At 55.1% G+C, this 25,567-nt stretch carries 28 protein-coding genes and 3 riboswitches; of the genes, 6 read left to right on the forward strand and 22 right to left on the reverse strand.

The annotated features are described in order from the left end of the window. From cbiE to M0R70_13990, 19 genes are all read right to left on the reverse strand, one after another. A partial coding sequence (gene cbiE / locus M0R70_13900; protein ID MCK9420459.1) for a precorrin-6y C5,15-methyltransferase (decarboxylating) subunit CbiE occupies positions 1-500 on the reverse strand: 500 nt, incomplete at its 3' end. Next, the gene (gene cbiD, locus M0R70_13905; protein ID MCK9420460.1) at positions 484-1,725 is read right to left on the reverse strand and encodes a cobalt-precorrin-5B (C(1))-methyltransferase CbiD; all 1,242 of its coding nucleotides are present in this window, start codon (positions 1,723-1,725) and stop codon (positions 484-486) included. The genes cbiD and cbiE, both read right to left, overlap by 17 nt. Continuing rightward, positions 1,709-2,227 (reverse strand): cob(I)yrinic acid a,c-diamide adenosyltransferase, encoded by a 519-nt coding sequence (gene cobO, locus M0R70_13910; protein ID MCK9420461.1) that lies wholly within the window; start codon positions 2,225-2,227, stop codon positions 1,709-1,711. The genes cbiD and cobO overlap by 17 nt, the downstream gene beginning before the upstream one ends. Beyond that, entirely contained in the window at positions 2,220-3,557 is a 1,338-nt protein-coding gene (gene cbpB / locus M0R70_13915; GenBank protein MCK9420462.1) for a peptide-modifying radical SAM enzyme CbpB, read from the reverse strand. The genes cobO and cbpB overlap by 8 nt, the downstream gene beginning before the upstream one ends. Before the next feature lie 83 nt (positions 3,558-3,640). Next, positions 3,641-3,781, reverse strand: a complete 141-nt coding sequence (locus M0R70_13920) for a hypothetical protein (GenBank protein MCK9420463.1) — start codon at positions 3,779-3,781, stop codon at positions 3,641-3,643. Positions 3,782-3,801: 20 nt separating this feature from the next. After that, a complete protein-coding gene (locus tag M0R70_13925; GenBank protein MCK9420464.1) occupies positions 3,802-4,680 on the reverse strand; it encodes an ATP-binding cassette domain-containing protein in 879 nt (292 codons plus the stop codon). Beyond that, positions 4,677-5,429: a cobalt ECF transporter T component CbiQ gene (cbiQ, locus tag M0R70_13930; GenBank protein ID MCK9420465.1), complete on the reverse strand. Its 753-nt coding sequence runs from the start codon at positions 5,427-5,429 to the stop codon at positions 4,677-4,679. The genes M0R70_13925 and cbiQ overlap by 4 nt, the downstream gene beginning before the upstream one ends. A 77-nt stretch (positions 5,430-5,506) precedes the next feature. Further along, positions 5,507-5,833: a cobalt ABC transporter permease gene (locus M0R70_13935; GenBank protein ID MCK9420466.1), complete on the reverse strand. Its 327-nt coding sequence runs from the start codon at positions 5,831-5,833 to the stop codon at positions 5,507-5,509. Next, on the reverse strand, positions 5,830-6,609 hold the full coding sequence (locus tag M0R70_13940) for an energy-coupling factor ABC transporter permease (protein MCK9420467.1): 780 nt from the start codon (positions 6,607-6,609) through the stop codon (positions 5,830-5,832). The genes M0R70_13935 and M0R70_13940 overlap by 4 nt, the downstream gene beginning before the upstream one ends. Before the next feature lie 10 nt (positions 6,610-6,619). After that, complete coding sequence (locus tag M0R70_13945; GenBank protein MCK9420468.1) at positions 6,620-7,375, reverse strand: transporter; 756 nt, start codon at positions 7,373-7,375, stop codon at positions 6,620-6,622. A 16-nt stretch (positions 7,376-7,391) separates the two neighbouring features. Beyond that, a riboswitch (cobalamin riboswitch) is annotated at positions 7,392-7,578 on the reverse strand. Between the two features lie 18 nt (positions 7,579-7,596). Then, a complete protein-coding gene (locus M0R70_13950) occupies positions 7,597-8,655 on the reverse strand; it encodes a precorrin-8X methylmutase (GenBank protein MCK9420469.1) in 1,059 nt (352 codons plus the stop codon). After that, positions 8,652-10,076 (reverse strand): cobyrinate a,c-diamide synthase, encoded by a 1,425-nt coding sequence (locus M0R70_13955; GenBank protein MCK9420470.1) that lies wholly within the window; start codon positions 10,074-10,076, stop codon positions 8,652-8,654. Before M0R70_13955 ends, M0R70_13950 begins: the two co-directional genes overlap by 4 nt. After that, positions 10,064-11,122 carry a threonine-phosphate decarboxylase CobD gene (cobD, locus tag M0R70_13960; protein ID MCK9420471.1) on the reverse strand — a complete coding sequence of 353 codons (1,059 nt, stop codon included), beginning with the start codon at positions 11,120-11,122 and terminating at the stop codon, positions 10,064-10,066. The genes M0R70_13955 and cobD overlap by 13 nt, the downstream gene beginning before the upstream one ends. Beyond that, positions 11,119-12,117, reverse strand: a complete 999-nt coding sequence (cbiB, locus tag M0R70_13965) for an adenosylcobinamide-phosphate synthase CbiB (GenBank protein MCK9420472.1) — start codon at positions 12,115-12,117, stop codon at positions 11,119-11,121. The genes cobD and cbiB overlap by 4 nt, the downstream gene beginning before the upstream one ends. After that, positions 12,114-13,658, reverse strand: coding sequence for a cobyric acid synthase (locus M0R70_13970; GenBank protein MCK9420473.1), 1,545 nt, complete (start codon positions 13,656-13,658; stop codon positions 12,114-12,116). The genes cbiB and M0R70_13970 overlap by 4 nt, the downstream gene beginning before the upstream one ends. A 157-nt stretch (positions 13,659-13,815) precedes the next feature. Continuing rightward, positions 13,816-14,949: a nicotinate-nucleotide--dimethylbenzimidazole phosphoribosyltransferase gene (cobT, locus tag M0R70_13975; protein ID MCK9420474.1), complete on the reverse strand. Its 1,134-nt coding sequence runs from the start codon at positions 14,947-14,949 to the stop codon at positions 13,816-13,818. A gap of 40 nt (positions 14,950-14,989) precedes the next feature. Further along, entirely contained in the window at positions 14,990-16,300 is a 1,311-nt protein-coding gene (gene thiC / locus M0R70_13980) for a phosphomethylpyrimidine synthase ThiC (GenBank protein MCK9420475.1), read from the reverse strand. Between the two features lie 180 nt (positions 16,301-16,480). Further along, positions 16,481-16,664, reverse strand: a riboswitch (cobalamin riboswitch). A 69-nt stretch (positions 16,665-16,733) separates the two neighbouring features. Beyond that, a riboswitch (cobalamin riboswitch) is annotated at positions 16,734-16,923 on the reverse strand. A gap of 57 nt (positions 16,924-16,980) precedes the next feature. Next, complete coding sequence (locus M0R70_13985; GenBank protein MCK9420476.1) at positions 16,981-17,454, reverse strand: hypothetical protein; 474 nt, start codon at positions 17,452-17,454, stop codon at positions 16,981-16,983. Between the two features lie 104 nt (positions 17,455-17,558). Continuing rightward, positions 17,559-17,945, reverse strand: a complete 387-nt coding sequence (locus M0R70_13990) for a DoxX family protein (protein ID MCK9420477.1) — start codon at positions 17,943-17,945, stop codon at positions 17,559-17,561. Positions 17,946-18,023: 78 nt separating this feature from the next. Here M0R70_13990 and M0R70_13995 point away from each other — a divergent pair, with 78 nt between their 5' ends. From M0R70_13995 to M0R70_14010, 4 genes are all read left to right on the forward strand, one after another. Then, entirely contained in the window at positions 18,024-18,554 is a 531-nt protein-coding gene (locus M0R70_13995; protein ID MCK9420478.1) for a hypothetical protein, read from the forward strand. A 2-nt stretch (positions 18,555-18,556) separates the two neighbouring features. Then, positions 18,557-20,260 carry a Flp pilus assembly complex ATPase component TadA gene (gene tadA / locus M0R70_14000; protein ID MCK9420479.1) on the forward strand — a complete coding sequence of 568 codons (1,704 nt, stop codon included), beginning with the start codon at positions 18,557-18,559 and terminating at the stop codon, positions 20,258-20,260. Positions 20,261-20,276: 16 nt separating this feature from the next. Next, positions 20,277-20,642 carry a response regulator gene (locus tag M0R70_14005; GenBank protein MCK9420480.1) on the forward strand — a complete coding sequence of 122 codons (366 nt, stop codon included), beginning with the start codon at positions 20,277-20,279 and terminating at the stop codon, positions 20,640-20,642. A 199-nt stretch (positions 20,643-20,841) separates the two neighbouring features. Beyond that, on the forward strand, positions 20,842-21,753 hold the full coding sequence (locus M0R70_14010) for a universal stress protein (protein ID MCK9420481.1): 912 nt from the start codon (positions 20,842-20,844) through the stop codon (positions 21,751-21,753). Positions 21,754-21,878: 125 nt separating this feature from the next. Here the strand turns inward: M0R70_14010 and M0R70_14015 are convergent, their stop codons facing one another. From M0R70_14015 to M0R70_14025, 3 genes are all read right to left on the reverse strand, one after another. Continuing rightward, on the reverse strand, positions 21,879-22,757 hold the full coding sequence (locus tag M0R70_14015; GenBank protein ID MCK9420482.1) for a radical SAM protein: 879 nt from the start codon (positions 22,755-22,757) through the stop codon (positions 21,879-21,881). A 73-nt stretch (positions 22,758-22,830) separates the two neighbouring features. Continuing rightward, positions 22,831-23,241, reverse strand: a complete 411-nt coding sequence (locus tag M0R70_14020) for a type II toxin-antitoxin system VapC family toxin (protein ID MCK9420483.1) — start codon at positions 23,239-23,241, stop codon at positions 22,831-22,833. Then, a complete protein-coding gene (locus M0R70_14025; GenBank protein MCK9420484.1) occupies positions 23,238-23,465 on the reverse strand; it encodes an AbrB/MazE/SpoVT family DNA-binding domain-containing protein in 228 nt (75 codons plus the stop codon). The genes M0R70_14020 and M0R70_14025 overlap by 4 nt, the downstream gene beginning before the upstream one ends. Positions 23,466-23,881: 416 nt before the next feature. Between M0R70_14025 and M0R70_14030 the strand changes: the two genes are divergently transcribed. Continuing rightward, positions 23,882-24,592: a hypothetical protein gene (locus M0R70_14030; protein MCK9420485.1), complete on the forward strand. Its 711-nt coding sequence runs from the start codon at positions 23,882-23,884 to the stop codon at positions 24,590-24,592. Between the two features lie 143 nt (positions 24,593-24,735). Then, entirely contained in the window at positions 24,736-25,515 is a 780-nt protein-coding gene (locus M0R70_14035) for a transporter (GenBank protein MCK9420486.1), read from the forward strand. Positions 25,516-25,567 lie beyond the last annotated feature (52 nt).

The raw sequence follows: 25,567 nt of genomic DNA on the forward strand, positions 1-25,567 counted from the left end.
GCATGTTTCTCACAGAGCCAGGGAATATCTTTGACCTCGTACGGCAATCCACGCCGCTTCGCGATATCAGGCCCACCGTGAACGCTGATGCAGAACGCGTCGTCCCAAGGCTCATTGATCCGCGCAAAGGCCACCTGCATGCTCGACAGGTCGGGAATGACCTCGAGCCGCTCCTTTCCGAACTCCTCAACCATCCTCCTGCCGATGCCGAAGAAAAAGGGATCGCCCGAGGCGAGAAGAACGATAGACGGCATTGCGGATTGCGGATTGCGGATTGCGGATCGAGAAAACCAATCCCGGATAAACGAGATCGTCTCGGGCACTTTGCTTATGACCGTGATGCGTTCCTTGACCGTATCGTATTCCTCATACCGCTTGAAGACCTCAAGCAGCCGCGACGAAGCGAGGAGCACGTCCGCCTTACTGACGAGCTCCCGCGCCTGTTTCCCGAGCGGCCGGTATCCGATCCCGATGAGATGCAGCTTATTCGCTTTCCGCAACGAGCTCTCCTTCATAGGACACGAGATGGATCGAAACGGGCACGCCGCCCGTCTCCTTCACGCAGTAGCTCCGCGCCGCGGCACAGACCGCGTAAAGCGCGGAGTTCGGATCAATAAGCCTCCCCTTCAAGGGGAGGTTGGGTGGGGATGGGTTGAAGGAGAGGGTGTCATTGGTAATGAATTCAAATATCTCCCTCGACGTATTGTACGATGCGTCTTTTGGCAGACCTATGCCGAGTCTGATCAAAAAATCCCTCGCTGCTTCCGCCTCCAGCGCCCCGTGGCGCACATGGGTCTGCGGCGTGGCCATGGCGATCTTGATCATTTTGGCCCACTGGGCGCAGAGGTGTACTTTGCTGAATCCGTGTTTCGCCGCATCGCGCAGCGAAAATTCCGTGTAATCGCCCATCATGGCATAGGCCTCCACGGGCAGGCCGTACTTCCGCTGATGGGCTTTCTCCGACGTCCTGCCGGTGGATAGCACGACCTCGGTCAGACCGAGCGCCTTGGCCACATCAAAGGACGCGGTAATGGTCGCTGTCCAGGCCGCCTCGGAAAGGGGCCTCACGATGCCGGTGGTGCCGAGGATCGATATGCCGCCAACTATGCCAAGCCGATGATTCAGGGTCTTTTTCGCAAGTTTCTCCCCCTGCGGAACCGAAATGGTCACGATCACGTGCGGCTTCTTCACTCCGCACTCCTCCACCGCCTCCATCACAGCCTCCCGGATCATTTTCCTGGGCACCGGGTTGATCGCTGGCTCGCCAATAGGAATCGCGAGGCCCGGCTTGGTCACGGTCCCAACACCTTTGCCGCCTTTTATTATGATTTTGGAATCTTCACTCCGCACTCCACACTCCGAACTCCGCACTGATGCCACGATCTCCGCGCCGTTCGTGATGTCCGGGTCATCGCCCGCGTCCTTGATCACGGAAGCGGTTGCAACCAGTTTGGAGTCGTGAGTTCGGAGTTCGGAGTGATGAACGTTAAACCGCACCCTGCTGCCGTCCGGAAATGGGATTTCTACACTTTGAAAGAAGACCACCCCCTCACCTCGTTCCTCTCCCTCGCTGGGGAGAGGATGAAAAACTCCCTCGCACCTTGCGGGAGAGGGCTGGGGGGAGGGGTAATTCCGCAACAGCATCATCGCCGCCGCTTTTGCCGCTGCCGCCGCGCACGCGCCGGTAGTAAATCCGGACCGGAGTTTTTTACTTTTCGATTCCACGCCGCGCCTGCACTCCCTGTTTGCTGTAATGTTTGATCTCCCGCATCTCCGTCACCAGGTCCGCCGAATCCATGACCTTCTGGTCCGCATAGCGCCCGGTGATCACCAGCTCGACGCCCTTGGGCTTTCCCTCGATCAGGTCGAGCAGGTCCCGCACCGTGATCAACCCGTAATGGGCAGCCACGTTCGCCTCGTCGAGAATCACCACGTCGTATTCTTTCGAAAGAAGAATGTTTTTGACTTCCTCGTATCCCGTCTGAGCAGCCTTGATATCAGCAGGAGACGGTTTTCGTTTCATGATGAGGCCTTTGCCGTACTGCTTAACCGTTATCCGGTCACTAAGCTCTTCGAGCAAGGCATGTTCGCTGCACTTCTTTTGTTTAATGAACTGAGCAATGAATACCTTAAGCCCTGCTCCGGCGGCCCTGACGGCGAGCCCCAATGCCGCCGTGGTCTTGCCCTTGCCGCTGCCGGTGTAGACCTGGACATACCCTCTACGCATAGTGGTACTCATATTGCATCTGTTGCAGAGAGCCTTCCCTCAGGAGATACGGGACTTTATCTTCTGATATTAATTTAAAGGCATATTTTATTATCTCTTTGTAAAACTCGCAAAACTCCGCCTTCCGGTACATATCACCCCGGGCGTACATCTCGGCAGGGCAAGGCGAACCGCATAGGTGTCTGAAGTCGCATGTGCTGCATTCGACGATCTTCTCTACGGTCCTCGTGCGGATTTCCTTGAAGGGCTTTGAATTCATCGCCTTTTCAATCGATGTCTTGAAAATGTTTCCACCTGAGAATTTTTTGAAGCTGATAAACTCGCCGCAAGGAACCATGTCGCCGTTTGCGGTGATTGTAAGAAATGTTCTGCCTCCGCCGCAAGGAGAGATGTCACACATCATGCGCCTGGCGGCAGGCGATATTATCGATAGAATGACATTGGCAAAATTGCCCACAACGATCTGTCTGCCTGATCTTTTTGTCAGATCAATCGCCGTCTCAACAGCCCTTATTAATTCTTCCGCAAACTCCATTTCATCGGGCTTTTGTTTCAATGCCTGTTTTTGCGTCACCCTTACAGGGTTTAAAAGTACGCAGGAGATTTTTTTCTTATGAAGAAATTTTACCTGCTCTGAGAGTTTACTGACATTGTATTTAGTGACAGTCGATATTACATTCAACCCTTCATAACCTTTAAACCAGTCTAACGCCTGGACAGCTTTCTCAAAATTGCCTCCGCCTTTTGCCGTTACCCTTGAAAGATTGTTTGTATGAGCATCAGGTGCGTCAAGTGATATACCAACGCCTACCCTGTAGTTTTTCATAAACTCCACGTCCCCTTTTTCGAGAAGGAGCGCATTTGTCTGAATTCCGAAAACGAATTTACCGCTGAATTTTTTTATGGAGTCAAACAGTATATCCTTCACCAACAGCGGTTCAGCGGCATGAAAGACGATTACAGGTTTTTTTCGTGATTCCTTGAAATATACCGCAATCTTTTCCAATACGGTATTGAGTTCCTTCCCTGTCATCTGGCCGCCCTGTTTTCTTATCGCGGCGGGGATGTAACAGTAGGTGCAGTTGGCATTACATCTGTCGGTAGGATCTATATATATGCAATTTAAGTCCGCATTAAATCTGAAATCATGAAGCTCTTTATCCAGATAGCTTCTTTTCTCTTTGTACAGTGTTATCAGGTCTTCCGGCATCAGGAAATCCCCATTATCTTTTTTCGGCACAAGTCCCCAGAATACGTTGTCGGCATCGAGCGCCAACTTCCAGTCAGTGTTAATATCAGAAAAAGAAAGACCTCTTTGAATTCCCTTCATATCCTTGCTCCTTTTTAATATTTTCAAAATAGGCAAAACAGCCTGGCGTTGCCAGGCTGTTTTGCCCTTAAGGCAGCCTTATTTTATAACGGCATCTTCTTGTTCGGGACATCCCCATACATCACGAAATGGGTCAAACCGTTGGCTGTCTTTACGCATTTGAGGTGGTACGATATGACGTCGGCCTTTGTCTTCTTTTCAGCGCTGTTTTTGGTATTTTTCAAATTATTTCACCTCCTTTCATTCACGACGTGAGAGTTTTCAATATTTCTCTTCTCGCCTCCCCGACGGTGAGCGGGATCTTCTCAAAAGGAACCCCGTCTTCGTTCTTGAGCCGGTAGATCAGCTCGGCTATCTGAGGCAACCTGAGTTTCACCTGCGCCATCTCTTCAGGTGCTGTGAATACTTCAGCAGGCGAACCGCTGCGCACGATCCTCCCCTTGCTCAGGATGTAAAGACGGTCGAGGAAGAGCGGAACGAGGTCAACACTGTGGGTCGCCATGACCACGGTCACCCCCTGCTCTTTGTTCAGTTTTGTCAGCAGGTCCATCATTTTGTACTCGCCCATGGGGTCCAGGCCCGCGGTCGGCTCGTCGAGCAGCAGTATCTCATGCCCCATGGCCAGGAGCCCGGCGATGCAGATGCGTTTCTTCTGGCCGAAGCTCAGGTGATGGATCGACTTTTTCGCGAAAGCGTCCATGTCCACGGCATGGAGCGCACCGGCCACACGGCGGGCAACCTCATCCTTTTCAAAGCCCATGTTCAGAGGGCCGAAGGCAACATCTTCAAATACCGTTGGAGCAAAGAGCTGGTCGTCAGGGTTCTGGAACACGAGGCCGACCTTTTGATAGATCTGCTTTGGCGAGAGTTTTCGCACGTCCGCCCCATCAAGAAGGACCATGCCTTTGTACTCTTTCATCAGTCCGTCCATGACCTTGAGGAGGGTCGTCTTCCCGGAACCGTTCGATCCCAGGATGCCGACGAACTCCCCTTTCCGCACCTCGAGCGCAATGCCGCCAAGCGCCTGTGTCCCGTCGGCGTAAGCAAAGATATCGATGGCAACCGACAAGCGAACATCCGCGCTCTTCTGACCCCTGACCCCTGACCCCTGACCCCTTGTCATATTTTCCATAACACACCCATGGCCAGGAGCAAGAGCGCTGAAGCGAAGAGCTCCGATGATTTAAACGACTTGTGCATGCGCATCGGCATGGCGCCGTCATACCCCCGCTGGACCATGGCAACGGTGGTGTTCTGGCTGTTGTCAAAGGCCCTGATCGTCAGGGACCCTGCCAGCGTACCGAACGAGTTCAAGCCCCGCCTGACGTTTGAATAGCCCAGCCGGTTTTTCTGCGCCTGATAGATGACCTGCGCATCCTCAAAAAGAACAAAGATATAGCGATAGGCGAACATCAATATCTCGATAAATCCCTTCGGGACCCTGAACCATGAAAGGCCCGCCATAAATTCAGTAAAGGGAGTTGAGAATCCCAGTACGGCAACGATGGATACAGCGCCGATGATCCTGGTCCCGATGAGCAGTCCTTCACGAAGACCATCCCGGTGACCCACGACCTCAGCGCCGAAGATGTTCAGGGAAAAGAGCGCATCCTGTCCGGAAAAGAAGAGTTTCAATAAAAGCACGATGGCGGCAATGAACAGGGGCTCGGAAAATCTCAGAACAAGCGCGCGGAATGGTATCCGCATCCTGATGCAGAGGAAAAGACAAAAGAGCGTTATCAGCATCGGAAAGGCGAACCCCGTATAGCTCAATACCATCATAAGAACGGCCAGGGCTGCAAGGAGCTTTACTCTCGCATCAACTTTTGTGAGCAAATGCTCGTGCTTAACATATTCAGATAAAATGTGCATTCAGTTTTCCTTGCAAGGTGGTGGATGCGCGAGCTGCCGGGAAAAGCAGGCCGTGCATCTACCGGATCGTCAGGCTGTTATTTTTTTTCTCTTGTGGTTGCCGGCGCTTTTTCATTCATCAGTATCCGCCAGGAGTATCCCGCAACGAATCCCCCTACCGTTCCCGCAAGGAGAAATACGAACAGCAGGAGATCGCCCTGGTCCGTATTGATCAACGGCTCGTGCGCCTCCCTGCCGTGTTCTTTGGCGTATTTTTCGACGACCGATTCGTCGACACCCGGCCATTTTTCCGCTGCGCTTACGGGAGATACGTAACAGACGATACTCATCAACACAATAATAGCCGGGCATAACAACTGCCTGATTTTAACTCCGCAATCCGCAATCCGCCTTCCGCATTTCATGCCCCCACCTCCTCTGCCTTGATGACCCTCATCTTTACAAGCAAATCAGGCCTCTTCTTATAGAGAAGAACGACCATTCCCGCCGTCATTGCCCCTTCAAGGATCCCCAAGGGAAGTTGTGTGGGAATGAAGGCGATGAGGATCTTCCAGAAAAGCGGCAGGAATGGCGAGTCCCCCCGTATGCCCGAGGCAAGCTCGACCGAGGTAGTGAGATACGTTGCCCAGTCGGCGAACAGCCCAGCCATGAAGCCCGCAACCGCCATATTGATCTTTACCGAGCGCAGTGTGCGGAACGTCAGATAGCCGGCAAATGATCCCATGACTCCCATGGAAACGACGTTCGCGCCGAGCGTGCTCAGGCCCCCGTGCGCCAGAAAAAGCGCCTGGATCAGAAGCGCCGCAGCCGCAACGAGCGTGCTGACGCCGGGGCCGAGCAGTATCCCCGAAATGCCCGTTCCTGCCGGATGCGAACAGGTGCCCGCCGTAGGCACCGGCACGGGCATGCACGAGATGATGAACACCACCGCCGCCATGAGGCCGACGAGGGGCTTGAATGACAGATCCGCCTCTGACATCTTCCTCAGCCTGTATAACCCATATCCGGCAAACGGCACGGCAACGACAAACCAGAAGGCCGCCCAGTTAAAGGGGAGGATGCCTTCGGAAATGTGCATGGCATGCGCGTCCTGAACAGTAACCAGGAGACAGTATACGGTAAATAGAAAAAGAATAAATCTATACTTTTGAATTTTGAATTTTGAATTTTGAATTCTCATTTTCCCCTCCTCAAAATCTCAGCGCTGCTCCCGCAAGGATCGAATAATCCGTCTCAGGCTTGTTAAGCCCCCCTTTGACGCCGAAATCCACATCGAGACCCTCAGACAGGGAATAGATTAAGCCGCCCAGGATAAACGCGGGATGGGTGCTTGAAGTCCTGTCGGAATTTCTCTCTATGCCGATATTGGCAACTGCTTTAAGGTCTTTAACAAGCTCTCTCTCCGATGCCAGGGATGCATGCCAGACCTCCTCTCGTTCATCAACCTTGTTTTCATTTCTTCCGTATCCGAGATTGAGGTGGAATACCCAGGGTTCGAGCTCCTTTGTGGTGATGAAAAACAGGCCGTACGTCGCCTTCCCGGCGCCCAGGCCCTTTGCCTCATCGCCCGTCGGCAGGGTGAGGCCGGGTTTCAAGGCAAAACTCAGACCGTCTTTTTCGTAGAATCGCCACTTTAGTTCAAGGGAAGTGTCCGAGAGCCCCTTCTCTCCGGTCGCGGTTCCCGGAGCCTTTACCCTTATATACCGGCAGGGAATGCCAAGAACAACGTCCACGTTGTCTCCTATTCCAAAGGACAACATTGTCGCTATTTCAATGGCATCCTCTGTTACACCGTCTTCATCTTCATGGGCATACTCGCCATTGACTTCGAGTTGAAGCTTTCCTTTGCCCTGCGTGCCTGCGTCGTCCGTAATGAGCGGATGAGACGCAAAAACCATGCATGGCCACAACAATACCAAGACCATCGTGCTGACACTTCCGGACATATGTCATTCTCCTTCCATAGAGGTTGTGGGAATGAGAGGTCTTCCGGCTCAGGGCTGCCTACTCACCCGCCTTCCCATCATGGTGGCCCCATGACAGTGGCTTTATTGCCGGGTTTTCGTTCCCTTTACGGCTGCGTGACAGCAGGGGCTTTTCACCCCTTTCCGCTTCATCATTCCCTGATTTTTACACTTCACATTATGATTGGTTCAATCCGGCTATCTTATGTATCACCCCCTTCCGCCATTTTTAACAATGCATTCACGATCGCCACGGCCACGGGCGTGCCGCCCTTTCTTCCCAATGCCGTGATAAAGGGAAATGACTGGCTTGCCAGCAGCGCCTTTGATTCAACAGCCTTCACAAACCCAACGGGAACGCCGATGAGAAGCAGTTCGGAGTTCGGAGTTCGGAGTTCGGAGTTTGCCAGAAGATCTATGGTCTTGATAAGCGCCGTGGGCGCGTTCCCGATGGCGATGATGCCGATATTATGATTTTCCCGTAACGCGGTCTCTATTCCTATTTCCGCCTTTGTCTTTACTCCGAACTCCGCACTCCGCACTCCGAACTCTTTACTCCTGACTCCTGACGTCTGTTCCCCGCCCCCCTGGGCCCCGGTATTTTGAATACTGCAGATGACCTTTCCGCCCCAGCGGCCCAGGTGCTTTTTGTTGATGCCGGTCCGCACCATTTCAACGTCCGTCAGAATGTCCCTTCCCGCCTTGATCGCGGCAAGCCCCGCTGCGACCGCGTCCGGGTGGAACATCAGCGTGTCTTTGAAATCGAAATCCGCCGTTGCATGGATGACGCGCTGCACGATAGGCAGACGATCAGCGGGGATGCTGCTCAGGTCGGCCTCCGCTGAAAGGATATCGAAGCTCCTCTTTTCAATAGCAGCGGGCGCCAGGACCTCCGCGGCGCTGATCCGCTCCATCACGATGTGGGCCAATTTTTCGTGGATGCCGAGCGGCTCGGTATAGATGAAGGTCACTTCGGGATACAGCCCCCGCGCCTCATCGATCATCTCAGGGATGTCCTTGGTCACATGCAGACCCGCGCTCAGGAAGAACGGGTGCAGAATGACCTTTTTCGCGCCCCTTGAGACGCTGTCCTTGATGGTGTCCATGATGCCGGGTTCCGCGAACTGCAGGTATGCTACCTTGACGCAATTCTCTGCGCACCCCGCATGCAGCATCGTGTGCAGCATCGCAGCCATCTGGTCAAGTTTATTTGCGTCCTTTTTCGGACTCCCATGCCCGAGCAGCAGAATGCTTTCCTTCATGCTGTTTGTTCTCCTTTGATGAAACCCGCAAATTGATCCGCCCTGCGTTGGTTGCTGCCGAAGTGGATATGAACATAGCTTGCCAGTGTATTGTTCCTTCTGAACCCTTCAGTGGGGAAGACCTTGTTCCGGCTGTCGCTCATTGCATAGACGCTCCCGGAGGCATCGCCGACGATCTCCGAATAATGGAATTCGTGACCCCGGTACTTCTCCCCCTTGCTTCCCAGAATGCAGTCTTCGTTCAAGACGATTTCCCGGTAGCCCAGGCGCGGTTTCTTCATCATCCGCGTCTCGAAGGGGAACACGCCTGCCATGGCAAAGAACGCATTGTCAAAGTCACGAATGCCCTGCGAAAGATACATCAAGCCGCCGCATTCCGCATACAGCGGTTTACCGGCATCGACCCATGCGCGCACGGACTCACACATGGAAATATTGCCGGACAGAGCAGCGGCATGAAGCTCGGGATACCCGCCGCCGATATACACTCCGTCGGCAGCGCCGGGGATGGCCATGTCAGCAAGAGGACTGAACCGGATGATCTCGGCGCCTGCATCGCGAAGCAGATCCAGGTTGTCTTCATAGTAGAAACTGAATGCTTTGTCAAAGGCTACGGCAAGCGTGAAGCGCTTACCTCTCTTCGCAGAAGGATGATCGCTATCCGTTCTTTCAAGATCCGTATCCGCATCTTCAATCCGGGCATTCTGGAGAAGCTGGTCAACATCGACATGCGTAAGGACTGTTTCCGCAAGCTTGTCGAGATCCCTGTCGGCAAGAGGGTTCTCCTCGGCCGTTGTCAACCCGAGATGCCGGTGCGGGATCTCAAAATCCATCTCGCGCGGGAGATACCCTAGAACAGGCACATTACGAACGCTGTCTCTCAGGCGTGCAAAATGGCTCTCCGAAGCAACGCGATTGAATATGACGCCGGCGATAGAAAGTGTGGAGTTCGGAGTGCGGAGTGCGGAGTAATGCAATCCCCCTTCGCCCCCCTTTGCCAAAGGGGGGTTGGGGGGATTTTCCCTGAACTCGGCGAAGCCGCGCACAACCGCCCCTGCGCTCTCGGCCATGCCGTAAGCATCAACAACAAGCACAACAGGCACCTGCAGAAGCATTGCCAACGACGCCGTGCTGCGGTCACCGTCGTGCATCCCCATGACGCCTTCGATCACCGCGATGTCAGCATCCGCGGCATGCTTCCTGAAGCACCGGGTCACATAGTCCTGGCCGCACATCCACAGGTCCAGATTTCGGGACGGTCTGTCCGCGACAAGCCGATGCAGGCCCGCATCAATGAAGTCCGGTCCGGCTTTAAAAGGCTGGACCGCGAGCCTGCGTTTCCGCAGGGCCGCCATGATGCCGAGCGTCACGGTCGTCTTGCCGCACCCGCTGTGTGTCCCCGCGATGACTATCCCGCGCATAGCTCCCCCAGTTCCTGCAACAGCCGGCTGTTCTCCTTCCGCGACCGAACAGCAACGCGCACATAGGACCCGTCGAGGCCGGCGAAGTTCGAGCAGTCCCTCACCAGGATCCCCTTCTTCCTGAGCGCCGATGCCACCTCTTTCCCTCGGGAGATCCTGAGCAGATAGTAGTTCGCTGACGCGGGGAAGAACTCAATGCCGAGGTCCCGGAAGCTCTGTTCGAAGTATTTCTTCTCCGCGGAGATCACCGTCGTCGTCTGCTCCTGGTATGCCCGGTCCCTGATCGCCGTCGCAGCGGCCAATTGAGCCAGCGTGTTTACGGTCCATGGCTCCTTGTGACCCCTGATCCGCTGAATGATCTGGTCCGGGAAAATGCCGTAACCTATCCGGAGGCCTGAGAGTGCATAGAACTTGGTGAGCGACCGCAGCACGATCAGGTGGGAATTTCCCTCCACGTCTTTCACCAGCGACTGGTCCGGCATGAAATCAATGAACGCCTCGTCCAACACGAGGAGACAGTCCGCGCGCTTCGCCGCCCGGACGAGGTCGAGCACAGCCTCCCGCTCCACCAGCCTGCCGGTGGGATTGTTCGGGTTGCACAGGAATGCCATATTGCATCCCGCCATGGCCGCGATGAACTGTCCGAGATCGATCGCGAAGCCGTCCTGCGAAGACAAGTCGTAGCGGGTGCAGGACGCGCCCTCGTTCAGGACACAGGCACGCTCATATTCCGAGAAGGTGGGCGCGGGGATCATTACGCGCCCCGGCCGAAGAGCCCGAACGAGGAGATAGATCAGTTCCGTGCTGCCGTTGCCGCAGACAAGGCTTCGCGCAGGCACCCCCAGGTGCTGCGACAGGTCCCGGCTGATGCCGTCGGCAAAGGGGTCCGGATAATGGACCAGCAACCCGATGTTCTCCCGGATCACCGCGGCAACGGAATCCGGTACGCCGAGGGGATTGATCGACGCGCTGAAGTCCAGCAGCTCGCTCACCGGGATACCGGTCTCTAACGATGCCTGGAAAACATTGCCGCCATGTCCCGTCATGACATTCCCCGCGCTGCAATCGTTGCCCCGGCCAGGGCAGCCGCGATTATTGCGGAGACCTTCACCAGCGTCATGGCCTCGTCCGACGCCAAAAGATAATCTTCCCGACCGGGATCGCCAATTACCGGTTTGTCGCTCAATACCCCGTTGTACCAGTTGGGACCTCCGAGCGTCACGCCGAGCGCTCCGGCCATGGACGCTTCGGGTACGCCGCTGTTCGGGCTGGAGTGCTTCCCGCCGTCGCGGGCCATGATCGCAAGCGACCTGCGCCAAGCCGCGACGCCGTTCACCGTATTCTTCACGCACGCGCTCAGGAATGCGGCCACCGCGATGATCAGGCCCGTGATCCGCGCAGGCAGGTAGTTCGCGGCATCATCGACCCTGGCCGCAGCCCAGCCGAAATAGCGATATTGGTCGTTCTTGTACCCCACCATGGAGTCGAGCGTGTTGATCGCCTTGTAAGCCATGGCAAGAGGAAGCCCGCCGAGCGCAAGGTAGAAAAGCGGCGCGACGATCCCGTCCGAAAGATTCTCCGCCAGCGTCTCGATCGTTGCCCTCAGCACGCCCTGCTCCGAAAGCCCGCCGGTGTCGCGTCCCACGATCATGCTCACGTGCTTCCGCGCCGCCTCCAGACTTCCCTCCCTGATCGACGAGATCACGAGTCCGGCCGACCGAAGGAGGTCCTGAGTGGCAATCGTCGTTGCCGTGAGCACGACCAGCGCCGCGGTCCCGGCAAGGATGGACACCTGATCCGAAAAACGGTTCAGCATCAGCACAACGACGTCGGTAAGAAAATAGACCGGCGCCACGATCGCCAGAACCAGCACGATGCCGGCTGCCCGCTCAGCCGAGGGAGAGGAGACTGAGCGCCGGAGGAGTCTCTCCATCGTGCTGATGGCGCTGCCGATGAACCTGACCGGATGGGGCAGCCAGCGGGGATCTCCGATCAGAAGATCAAGCCCGAACGCCAGCAGCAGGACTGTCGCGCTGATCATAGTTTCAGCATCCCCCGGACAAATTCCATGTCCACATGTTCCCGCACGATCGCGGCCAGCCGGTCCAGGGCCTTCTCCTGATACTGTTGGAACTGTACGCCGCTCTCACCGGGCGGCAACCCCTTCTTTTTTCTGATGTGATCGATGATGTCCCGCCGGAACAGATCGTTGTCGAAAATCCCATGGAGATAGGTGCCCCAGCAGTTTTTGTTCATCGAACCGTCGAGGACGAATTCGGAGTTCGGAGTGCCGAGTGCGGAATCAACATCTGTTCTTCTTACTTTGAACAGACCGATGTCGCCGCTGCTTGCACCCATGTGGATCTCGTACCCCTTAAGAATTTCCTTGTCGTTCCACTCCGCACTCCGCACTCCGAACTCCGTACTTCCCACGATTTCCGCTTCCGCGCGGCTGGTCACTTTATCTTTTCCGAAGGTCGTCTCGATGTTCAACAAGCCGATGCCCTCGATGCTCCGGTGATTGCTCTCGGCTTCAGAAGGATCATCGATCCGTCTACCGAGCATCTGATAACCGCCGCAGATGCCGATGACTTCCGTTCCCCGGTCATAGGCCCTCCGGATGGATTCAACAAGCCCCTTCTCCTTCAGGAGGAGCAGATCAATGACCGTGTTCTTCGATCCCGGCAGGATGACCAGGTCCGCGCTCTCGATCTCCGAAGAACTGTCCGAATACACCACCTCCGTATCCGGTTCGAGCGCAAGCGGATCAAAATCAGTAAAGTTCGAAATATACTTCAGCCTCACGATGACGATTTTTACGGCCTTTCCCTCCGTACTCCGCACTCCGCACTCGGCACTCCGGGCAAGCGCCAAACCATCCTCCTCCGGAAGCCCCAGGTCCGTGACATAGGGCAGTACACCGATCACGGGCCTGCCCGCTTTCTTCCTGATCATGTCGAGGCCGGGATCAAGGATAGTCTTGTCGCCCCGGAACTTGTTGATGATGAAGGCCTTGATATGCCTGCTGTCCCGGCCGAGCAGTTTGACCGTGCCGTAGAGCGACGCGAACACGCCGCCCTTGTCAATGTCCGCCACGAGCAACACCGGCGCCTTTGCGTGCTTTGCCATGGCCATGTTCACGATGTCCACATCCAGGAGGTTGATCTCCGCCGGGCTACCCGCGCCTTCGAGCACGATCAGGTCGTGCTGTTCCGCGAGCCGGGCGTAGGACGCAGTCACCGCCTTCCATGCCTGGTCGCGGAACGCATAGTACTCCCGCGCCTTCATCACGGCGTGGACCCTGCCGTGGATGATGACCTGTGACCCGCCGTTGCCGGACACCTTGAGCAGCACGGGATTCATGTCGTTCAAAGTATCGACCCGGGCCGCCCGCGCTTGGAGCGCCTGCGCCCTCCCGATCTCTCCGCCCTCAGCGGTGATGGAGGAGTTCAGCGCCATGTTCTGCGCCTTGAACGGCGCGACCTTGATCCCCATATCACTGAAGATCCTGCAGAACGCGGCTGCGACCAGGCTCTTGCCCGCGCCGGACCCCGTGCCCTGAATCATGAGGGCTTTTGCCACAACTTCTCCTTTTCTATTTTCAGCTTTCAAGATCGGCTCACGCAAAGCCGCAAAGCGCGCAAAGGAAAACCGGACCCCTTTTCAGAGAACACTCTTTCTTTACGACCTGGCGACTTTGCGCGAAAAGCTTCTTCCCGCCCTTATCTTTACCGTTGCATTACGATCCTGCTTCCTTCTCCGATACCCCTGCCTCGCCGAAGGTGGCCATTTCGCGATAGATCTTGACGCCCGCCTCGATCATCTGCATTGCCAGCGCCGCGCCCGTACCCTCGCCCAGCCGGAGCGAGAAATCGAGGATCGGCACCAGACCCATCTTCCCGAGCATGGCACGTTGCCCCTGCTCGACCGAGAAATGTGCCGAGAACATATAATCCACCGTCGCCGGTTCGATCTCATAAGCGATCATCGCCCCGGCCGTGGAAATGAACCCGTCGATAATGACGGGGATCCGCTCCGCCGCCGCGCCCAGGATGAGCCCCGCAATGCCGCCGATCTCCGCGCCGCCCACCTTGGCGAGCACGTCGATGGGGTCTTTCGAATCGGGCCGGTTCAGCGCAATGCTCTCCTCGATGACCGCTATCTTTCGCTGGAGACCTGCATCGTCGATCCCCGTGCCCCTGCCCGTCACGTTCTTCACCGGCGTGCTGGTCAACACCGACGCAATGGCGCTTGACGGCGTGGTGTTGCCGATCCCCATGTCACCAGTGCCGAAAATGCGGTAGCCCTTCTTCGCGTATTCCCGCGCGAGGTCGATCCCGACCTGGAGGCACTGCTCCGCCTCGGCCCGCGTCATGGCGGGACCAATGCGCATGTTCTTCGTGCCGTGCACGACCTTCCGCGACATCAGCCCGGGCGTATCACCGAAGTCGTGATCCACACCGATGTCCACCACCACGACCTCAGCTCCTGCATGGCGCGCCAGCACATTGATCCCCGCACCGCCGCGCAAGAAGTTGAACACCATCTGCGGCGTGACCTCCTTGGGGAACGCTGAGACGCCGTCCGCCGTGACGCCGTGGTCTCCCGCGAACGTAAATATGACCTTTTTGTCCAGCATCGGCATCGTGTCCCCGGTGATCGCCACGATCCTGCGCGCAAACTCCTCGAGCCTTCCGAGGCTTCCCAGCGGCTTCGTCAGACTGTCCAGCCGCTTCTGCGCAACATCGTAGAGCGATGATTGCACGGGTTGTATCCTGCTGCGAATGTCACTGAACGCCTGCGCTCCGGAAGCAGTTTCTTTGCCTGCTGTTCTTTTCTTAATATCGTTAATATCGCCTTTAACCGAATTCATGGTCTGTTCTCCCTTAAGAGTATAAAATTGTGTTAATGCATCATGCCTTTCCGCTCAATTGCAGGTCTTCGGAAAAAAGCTTTGCAGCCCCTTTTGCGGCGCAGAAGCTCCCGCACATGGTGCAGGAATCCTCATGCTCGGGCATGCGGCTTTTGCGGATCGCCTTTGCCTCTTCAGGATAGAGCGCGAGCTTGAACTGCTTTTCCCAATCGAGGTCCCTTCTCGCCTTGCTCATCTCCCTGTCGCGCTCCCTGCACTTCTCGGGATATTTGTTCATGTCGCCGATATATGCGGCGATCTTTGCCGCCTGTACGCCCTGGCGCACGTCGTCCTCATTCGGCAAAGCGAGGTGCTCGGCAGGGGTGATATAGCAGATCAGGTCCGCGCCGTATCGGCTCGACTGCGCTGCGCCGATGGCTGCCGTGATATGATCGAACCCCGGTGCAACATCAGTGGTTATGGGACCCAGCATATAATAGGGAGCGCCGTTGCTCATCCTTTTTTGAAGCTGAATGTTCCCCTCGATCTCGTCCAAAGGAACGTGCCCCGGACCTTCCACAAGCATCTGGCATCCCATCTCCCTGCCGATCTCAGCCAGTTCACAGTTGATGACCAACTCCTGGATCTGCGCCCGGTCGGATGAATCATGAATCGCCCCTGCCCTGAGACCGTTGCCGAGGGACAGGACAACGTCGTATTTTTTCAGGATAGAGACGACTCGATCGAATTTCTCGTACAATGGATTCTCCCTTTTATTGGCAAGCATCCATGCCACCATGCTGACCCCGCCCTTGCTCACCAGGCCGCCGTAGCGGTATCCCTGCTTTCTCAGGCGCTCAATGGTATAGAGGTTGATACCGCAGTGAACCGCCATGAAAGCGATGCCGTCTGCACACTGCTGTTCGATCAGGTCAAAAAGCATTTCTTCGTCGAGTTTGTTCGGATCTCCGTACTTCCGGCCGGCCTCGCAGAAGGCCTGGTACAGAGGGACGTTCCCGACCGGAAGTTCCACCGCCGCTATCACCTCGTGCCGTACGCGGTCCAGGTCGCCGCCCACGGAGAGCTCCATGAGCGTGTCCGCACCTGCTGACTCTGCGATTATCGCTTTTCTAACCTCCGCCGCGTAGTCGATGATGTCCGATGACGTGCCGATCGATGCATTCACCTTAGTGCGAAGCCCCTTGCCGATGCCAACGGCCTTCGGCTTCCTTATGGTGTTCCCTGGAATGACGATCTTCCCCTCTGAGACCATTGCCCTGATGAAATCAGCGGATACATCCTCCGCAGCAGCGACAGTTTTCATCTGCGAAGTTACAAACCCTTTGCGGGCGTGCTCTATTTGTGTTGTCATAGCTTTACCCCTTGAAATTATTCAGTTCGTCAATAGATGGCGCGCATGTTTCTTGAGAACAGGTATATGAACGGCTTAAAAGCACCTATTCCTGTTTTCGCCCTTACCCGGTACTTCTCGCACATCTACTTTTCTATGACAACACCGTGAATAATATTATGGCCATGATCATTTCTCCTTGTACGCGAAGATTGGAATAAGACGTCTCCTGGCTTAGGACAACCTACTCGCCGGCCTTCCCGTCCCGCCAAAGGCGGGACAGTGGCAATCACGGCTTTCGTTTCCATCACAGTTGCGCGACAGCAGGGGAATCGCACCCCTTTCCGCTTTCCTATTCCTTTGTACTATTGCAAAACACAAAAAATCCCCGGTCTTCTTTCAAGACCGGGGATTAATAGAAAATATTAACCCACACATTATCTTAACGCCGAAGACTGTGCGAGGACATCCAGACAGGTCTTCTGGCTCTCCCACCCCTGTCAGCCTTCCCAGTCACGCCGTGCGTGACCAGTGGCTTTAACCGACAGAGATAAAGGCTTCGCGTTCAGCGAGGCCGGGATTACAGCGGCGGGTCCGCTCCCGATTTAAACGGGATTCCCTTCGCCTGGATGTGATCGTGCTCTATGTGGTTGTCTTTATATCACAGGAGGCGGATAAAGTCAAAAGTTTTTAAACCCGGATCATCGGCCTCCGCTGTTCCCGCCTTCCCCCATTCGCTCCCAGGTGGCTGAGGTGACCTTCCATCCATCCGGTTCTTTCTTCATCTCTACAACGAAAGCATACATGCCGAGCGACTCCGGCAGCAGGTGCACCGAGGACCCGGTATCGCTTCTGCCGGTCAGGACAGCCTGAAATAACGCTTTGGCGGATGTGTTCTGAACAGATATCTCGAGATTGGTGATATAGGCGGATATCTTCGGATAGCGGAAAAAATAGCCGAGTAAAAACCCTTTGATCGTGTCGTAGTTGAACCCCTGCGGATCGTTATAGGTCTTCGAGAGGTTGTTGATGATATTCTTAACTTTCTTCTCTTCAGCCGCCTTCTGGATTTCAGTAATGACCTTTCCGACCTTGTCCTGCTCGGTCTCCTGGTGACAACCGGGGACCGTGATGGCCATCGTGAGAAGAAGTAATATCGTTACAACAGACCTCATGGGACATCCTTTTACACTATCTCTTTTCGCTGCGCGGGCGTCTGCTCCGGTGCAGTAACGGCGAGTTATTTTCTTAATTTAATTCAGCCCCTGCACTCCTCACCTTAATCAGTTTTGTCCAGGCTCCATTTGCCCCCCCCTTGACAAGCAATGAGGAGAAAAACAAAGCAATAGAGAACGGCCAATTCGCCTTTGTTCACGATGGGGAAAAACTGTGGTCCGAGCTGGAACTTCCAATGAAACTGGAAATACGCCACAGCCATCTGGCCGCTGGCCAGGAAAGCCGCCCATCGGGCCTGGAAGCCCGCCATCACCAGCAGGCCGCAGATCAACTCGATGACACCGCCGAACCAGAGCTGTGACCCCACCGGCGGCTGAAAATCGGAAAGCACACCCAGGATCTTCTGGGCGCCGTGGAACGAGAACATGAATCCCGCCATGATGCGCATCAATGCGTAAGCGTGGTCCGCGTACTTTGCAAGCTGTTTCATGAGTGAACCCTCCTTTGTTCCGGATCAGAACAGAATATCGTTGAGACTATTATACATCCGGGAGTGGGAAATGGGGATATGCCTGGAGATTTTTTTTGCGGCGGTGCGACCTTCAACATAAGGAAACCCGGGTACTTATCGGGATGGCCGCAACGTTACGGGGATATAGTTCCGCTAACCGGTATGGTGAGTCGATTCTCCCCCGGCACTGACAATTCAACTTTACTTAGCCTATACATGATGTTATACTATATCATTATGATTATCTGCGGAAAATGTTCGGCCGTGAACCTGGAAAGAAGGAACTTTTGCAGTGAATGCGGCTCGCTGATTGTGAGCTTCTGCAAAAAATGCGGTTTCAATAACCTGGTTTCCGACAAATACTGCGGAGGCTGCGGCGTGTCGTTTGCTGCGCAGACAAACGCAGCCGGCGAAGAACCGCGCGTGGAGCTGGCAACCGAAAAATATTCCGCTGCAGATCTAAGAGAACTTACCGATTCCCGATCCGATGTGAAGAGCGGTAAGACAAAGAAAAAAAGCGGCGCGGATGAAGAACAGGTGTCCCAGGATGCGGTCAACGAAATGTTCAATTCAAGGAATGAAGAATAAATATGGTGACACGAGCGTTTAATCTGAAAATTGGCGATATTCTCTTCGAAAAGGGCGTTATAACCAGGGAGCAGCTTGAAAATGCTCTCAAAGAGCAGCAGAAAAAAGGCGCGGACTCAAAAAAGATAGGGAGTTATCTGATAGATCTTGGATATGTAACGGAATCCGATATAGCGACGGCCCTCGGGATACAGTTCAATCTTCCCGTCATGCGGCTTGAAGGCATGAAAATAAAACCGGAAGTGATCGACCTGGTCCCGGAAAAGATCGTTCGGAAATTCAATATCATTCCTCTTTTTAAGATCGGCGACGAACTCACTATCGCGATATCGGACCCCACGGACATAAGCCTTCTCGATGCGGTCGGCGCGCAATCCAAAAGCAAGATCATCCCCGTAATCGCACCCTATCTCGAGATCACCAAGGCGATAATCAGGAACTATTCAACGCAGGTGGAAACGGAACAGAGCGAGTTGTCCCGACAGATGGAATCCCCCGGGATCAGCAGGATCGAGGTCGATGAGCTCAGAAAGGCCGGCGCGGACCTTCCGGTGGTAAAGGTCGTGGACCGCATGCTGATCGATGCCGTCCTGGAGAAGGCGAGCGACATCCACGTGGAACCGCGTGAGGACAAACTTGTCATCAGGTGCAGGATCGACGGAATCCTGAGCGAAGTGGCGACGTACCCTCAGTCCATGCACAAGGGCGTGGTTTCGAGGATCAAGATACTTTCTTCGCTCGATATCTCGGAGCGGCAAAAGCCGCAGGACGGCAGGGTGAAGATAAAGATTGAGGGCAATGAAGTCGATATCCGCGTCTCGACCCTTCCGACAATTTATGGGGAAAAAGCGGTCCTGAGGCTGCTCAATAAGAACGCGCAGAGCCTGAACCTCGATGACCTTAACATGTCTGAAAAGAACCTTGAGACGCTGCGGCAATTGATAGAGGAGCCGTATGGAATAGTACTCGTAACGGGCCCCACGGGAAGCGGCAAGACAACAACGCTCTATGCCGCGCTGAACGAGATCAACTCCATCGAAGACAACATCGTCACCGTTGAAGATCCTGTGGAATACCAGCTTCCCCTCATCAACCAGATTCAGATCAATCCCAAAAAGGACCTTACTTTTGCGAACGCCTTGAGATCGATCCTGAGACAGGACCCCGACATAATCATGATAGGAGAGATACGGGACCCCGAAACCGCATCGATCGCCGCTGAATCCGCGCTGACGGGGCACCTCGTGCTGAGCACGCTGCATACCAACGACGCGGCAAGTTCCATCACCAGGCTCATCGACATGGGCGTCGAACCATTCCTCATTGCTCCTTCCCTGCTCGGCATTGTAGCCCAGCGGCTGGTCAGAAAGATATGCCGAAAATGCAGCGAGGAATTCACTCCTTCAAAGAGGGAACTGGACATCTTAGGCCTCGGCGCTTCCATGGACGGCGTCAAATTCCACCGGGGGACCGGGTGCGAAGATTGCAAAAAAACGGGTTATTCGGGAAGAACGGGCATCTACGAAATCATGGTCATTGATTCCAAGATACGTGAATTGATCACAGCCCGGGGGTCCACGGAAATGATGCGTCAGCAAGCGCTGAAAAGCGGCTTCAAAGACATGCGATTCGACGGAATCAGGAAGGTCCTTGCTGGTATAACCACCATTGAAGAGCTTCTGAGGGCCACCCGAAATATGAAATGATTGAGAGGATTAATCCATGCCGGTAAAAATACTTATTGTAGATGATTCACCCCAGATACGGAAATCGTTGCGGGAGATACTCGAAAAATTACATTACGAAGTGGTCGGCGAGGCAGGAACGGGAATCGAAGCAATCTCCATGGTCAAGACGCTCTCCCCGGACATCGTGATGCTGGATATTATCATGCCGCAGCTCGGCGGCATAGAAACACTGAGGTTCCTTCGTGCTTTGGACAAAAATCTCAAGATCCTCATGGTGAGCGCGCTCGACTCCCTCGACAAGGTCAAGGAATGCATGAAGGCGGGCGCCCATCATTATATCATCAAGCCCTTTGAGGCGGAAAAGGTCAAGGAGATCGTAGAAAAGATCGTTCAACAATAGCAAAGCGACAGGGTCACCCGTGCTGAACACTACCTATGAACAGAGGACCTGTCACCAGAACATCGGGGGCACCCAACGTGACCCCGGCGGGGCCCGGGAATCCTGCTATAATAAAAATAATCACGAAACGGTATAATGAGGGCGCTTGTAATGCGCTTTGCTGCATAAGAGCTGTTGATCAGCAGAAAGAGGTGCAACCGTGAGAATCCTACTCGCAACGGACGGCTCTGAATACTCTGATAACGCTGCCAGGTTTCTGACCCGCATCAACTGGTCCCCGCAGGACTCCATCACCGTGTTTCACGCCATCTACGCGCTCCCGTTCCCGGAAGACCGGAAATTCCACTTTGATACGCTCCAGTCCGTAAAAAAGGAGCTCGCACCCAGGATCCTCGATTCGGCAGTGGCCATTCTCAAGCCTGTTCAGGCGGGCATCAGCGTCGATATCAGCGAATTTTCCCCGGGCGAATGCGCGCCTGACGAGTGTATCCTGAACGCGGCCCGATCGTCGAACGCGAACCTCATTGCCATGGGTGCGCGGGGCATCAAAGGGATCGCGTCTGCCTTTCTCGGGAGCGTGACGCGGGTGGTCACGGCACATTCCTCGCTGCCGGTCCTGGTGATCAAACGCGATAAGAAACGGTCGCCCGGACCGCTGAAGATACTGTTCGCGTCTGATGGTTCCACCTATGCCCGGGCAGCCGGCGAATTTTTATCGTCCATCCCCTTTCCCGACAACGCGGAAGTGACGATCCTTCACGTCATCGCGTCGGGTTTCTCCGACCTTCCGGAACGATTTGCCCTGGAGATCAGCGACCAGATCAGGGAGACCGTGGCAAGCGCCAGGACCCGCGACTTTGCAGAATCGGAAAGGACCCTTGAAGAGGCGAAAACGTCTCTCGGCAAAAAATTTCGTGCCATCTCCATCCTCTCGAAGGCCGGAGATCCATCCACGGAGATCGTGAGCGCTGCAGCGTCCGGGGATATGGACGTCATCGTAGTGGGCTGCCGGGGACTGCGGGGAATGCAGGGTATGATGGGGAGTGTATCGAAAAACGTCCTTATCCATGCACCGTGCTCTGTGCTGATCGGAAAGACGTGCGGCAAATAAGCACGCATCGAAAACAATCGTAAAATCGCCTGCTTGTTTAACGTCCCGATGAATAGGTGTCGTTTAGGACCTTCTCATTTCCCCGCCAAACAGTTCCCGTGCTTTCTTTGCTGACGAACCTTCTCTTACAGCCTCCTCATCCCTTCCGGCTTCAGGAGCCCTGTATCGCCCTCCCGCACGAATGTCCGGATCATGTGAACAGCCTTGTCGCGCTCAGCGGGCATGCGGACGCGGACAGGAAGATAGTTCGAGGCATGGTTCGCGAAGAACAGACCGCGGGTCATCTCGGTGTGGCTGATCATCTCCGCGAGTTCTGCAAGGATGGCGAATGCGGAAGGAAGCCGGAACCCGGCCTGTTCTTGAAGAACATAGAGGGGCGTACCTTTCACGATCATGGTCGTGAGGGCGCCCACATAATCGGGATCGATGGCGGAAAGCAGCTTTCCGGTCAGCCGGGCATGTTCGACGCTCCTGTCTGTCCCGCCGATCCCGAGCAGGACCGTGACCGAGAGCTTGATTCCCGCATCCTTGACGCGTTGGCCGGCATCGGCCATCTCCGCGGAGGTCGCGCCCTTTTTCATCCACGTGAGCAGTTCATCGTCCCCGCTCTCGATTCCGAGGTACAGGATGCCGAGCCCGGCTTCCCGGAGCTGCCGTAGTTCCTCAATCGACTTACCCAGGATGTTCTTTGTGTTCGCATACATCCCAATCCGCTGGAGCCTGGGAAACGAGGTATGCAGAAGCGAGAAGAGCGCGAGTAGGTCCGGAACAGGAGCAACGAGCGCGTCGCCGTCGGCAAGGAATATCCGCCGCGTGTCAGCGTAGGCCGGCAGACAGGAGCGAATGTCCTGCTCCATCTGGGTGAGGCTGCGGATACGGAACCGCTTCTGTTTATACGCGGGACAAAAGATGCACTGGTTGTGGGAACACCCGATGGTGTACTGGAGGATCAGGCTGTCGGCCTCGCTGGGAGGCCGTATGACAACGCCTTCATATTCAGGCATGGGATCTCCCGGGGAATAGAATCAAGCCTTCGGGGTCATGGGTGTCAGCAGAGTCTACGGTCGAAGTCGCGGACTATCTGATCCACACTACGTTCACCAGATGCTCCACCTTCCTGAACTCGGGGTCCCCGGTTACGATGCTTGCCTTCTGATCGATCGCCGCTGCGAGTGCGAAACAGTCGGCGTAGGAAATACTGTAATCGGCTTTGTATTCCGCAGCCCGGAAGATGAGGTTGTTCGGAACGGGTAGCACGGTGAATCCAAGGCGCTCGATATGCGCCAGGACCGCTATCTTCTTCTGGTCGCCGAAGGCCCGCTTGGTGATATAAATGATCTCGCCAAGATTGACGGCACACAGAAGCTTCTTCACCCGCGCGCGCTGCGCGTCCTCAAGAAGCCGCGCAACCTGCTCATGTCCGGGTTCTTTCTGGAAGAACTTCAGGAGCGCGTGGCTGTCGAACAGGAGCGGGCCCTTCGGGGTCACTTGTAGTCGCTCCTGCGCTCCCGGAGCAACTGCCCTGCCAGGGAGGGGCGTGACGGCAAGGATCCCTGGGCCGCCTTGATGGGATCCTTGACGGGCGGGACCAGGTAGATTATGCCGCCGTACTCCATGATCTGCAATTCCGTGCCAGGCTCGATGTGGTATTTTTTTCGCATCACGGCGGGAATGACGATCTGGCCCTTGGCAAGCGTTCTAACGGTGGACATGGCAATCTAACCTCTGCATGGGTAAGTTTAACTAATTGCCATTATTGTATAACCAGCTCCGGCCATTGTCAATAGAGTTCTCCGGTTTCAGCTTCTCTGATCGCTATCCCCGCCGAACAGTTCCACAACGTTTCTTACCAAAGCAGGCAGCGACGGATCCCGTGCGACCATGAGAAGAGCACCGTGAGCTGATCCCGCATTGGCAGGCAATCTGGCCAAGAGTTCATCGAGCTGTCCGGTAGGTAAACGTTTTTTTTGTCATATGCAAAATTAGGTATTGACAAGAGGACGGCGAGGTGGTATTAATTCCGTGTTTATTGATAATGATTATCAATATCACTTCACTCCTCCACCCTGCCTCGAAAATCTCGGGACATCGGGGCGAGGCATAAAAAACGTCAAGAAAGGATGGCAACATGTTGAAAAGAATGAGAACCATCACGTTCGCAGCAACAGCAATACTCCTGGTATGGACGACCACGGCAATGGCAGACCTGAAGGGCTATGTCTGGACCTACGACTACTCCACCCTTGCCAGGGATAGCGCGGAGATAGAGATTTATCAGACATCGGTGACACGAGACCAAAAGACGAGCAATACGAGCGACTGGAAGCAGCAGGTTGAGATCGAATACGGCATCACGGACCACCTGGACGCCGCGCTCTACCAGGTCTTCGAACAGCCGGCAGGCGGGGCCTTCACCTATGAGGGTTTCAAGGTGCGTCTCCGGTACCGGGTCGCGGAAAAGGACCGACTTCCCGTGGACATCCTTCTTTATGCCGAGCATGCCGAGAGCACGAGCGAAGCAAGCGAATTCGAAGGCAAGCTGGTCCTGGCTAAGGACCTCGGCAAGCTGAACATTGCGTACAACCAGATCTTCCAGAAGAAGTACGAGCACGGTTCGAGCGCTGAGAACGCCTATGCGGCCGGCGTCAGCTACGAAGTGAGCCCCGCCTTCAGGCTGGGCGTGGAGTCCAAGGGCAATTTCAAGGACCACACGTACGCGGCAGGACCGACCCTCGCCTGGAGCGGCGCTAGGATATGGGCGAATATCGGAGCTGTCTTCGGCTTGAACAACAAATCGAACGACCGGGAGGTCCGTTTGCTCATGGGCATCCCCTTCTAATGAACGGATAAGATGATGCATCACCTCAACTCCCTGAACGAGATGGGACATGTGGGGAGCTTTGATACCTGATTACCCATCATCTCTCAGGCCGGACTGTGGGTCACCGCTTTGCTCTCGTGATCAGAGCGGAAGAAGGGAATATGGTTAAACGGATTCTTTTGCCAATATTCATGATGTTGATCACCGCTGGTCAATCCTTCGCATCCCATCCGTTGATTACCGACGACACGGGTACTCAAACAACGGGGAAGGCCCAGCTTGAGTTTGTCATTGAGTACGGACATGACCGCGAAGACGGGGCCTCGATGAACAGCCTCATGGCGCCGACCGTGCCGGTGTTGTCCTACGGGATCACCGATACCGCGGACCTCGTCCTTGGAATTTCATACCTGCGAAGAGAGACAATGCAGGACGGAATGACGACCACGGAGAGCGGGATATCGGACGCATCCATTCAATTGAAATGGAGATTCCATGAAAAAGACGGGTGGAGTTTCGCGCTGAGACCGGGCATCACGCTGCCGAGCGGTGATGAAAACAAGGGCCTCGGAAACGGAAAAGCGTCGTACACCGCGTTTTTCATCATCACCAGGGACATTGCGCCCTGGGTGTTTCATGTAAATATCGGCTTCCTGCGCAATGAATACAAGTTGCGGCTGGATGAAGAAGCGAACCGGAAAGACCGCTGGCACGTTTCCCTCGCCTCGCAGGTGGACATCATCACAGGCCTGACGGCTGTCGCAAATATCGGTATGGAGAGAAATCCTGACAAGAGGTCAAATAGTGATCCGGCCTTTTTGCTCGGCGGTGTTGTTTATTCGATCACAGAGAGCCTCGATTTAGATGCAGGCATAAAGGCAGGATTGAACAAGCCGGAAACCGATATTACTTATCTCGCCGGTGTCGCGAAGAGATTTTAAGAAGGAAAACATGTATGGCGCCGTTGGGCTTCTTACCACAAGGAGAGTAAGG

The sequence above is a fragment of the Nitrospirota bacterium genome (genome assembly GCA_023229435.1).
Taxonomy (GTDB): domain Bacteria; phylum Nitrospirota; class UBA9217; order UBA9217; family UBA9217; genus JALNZF01.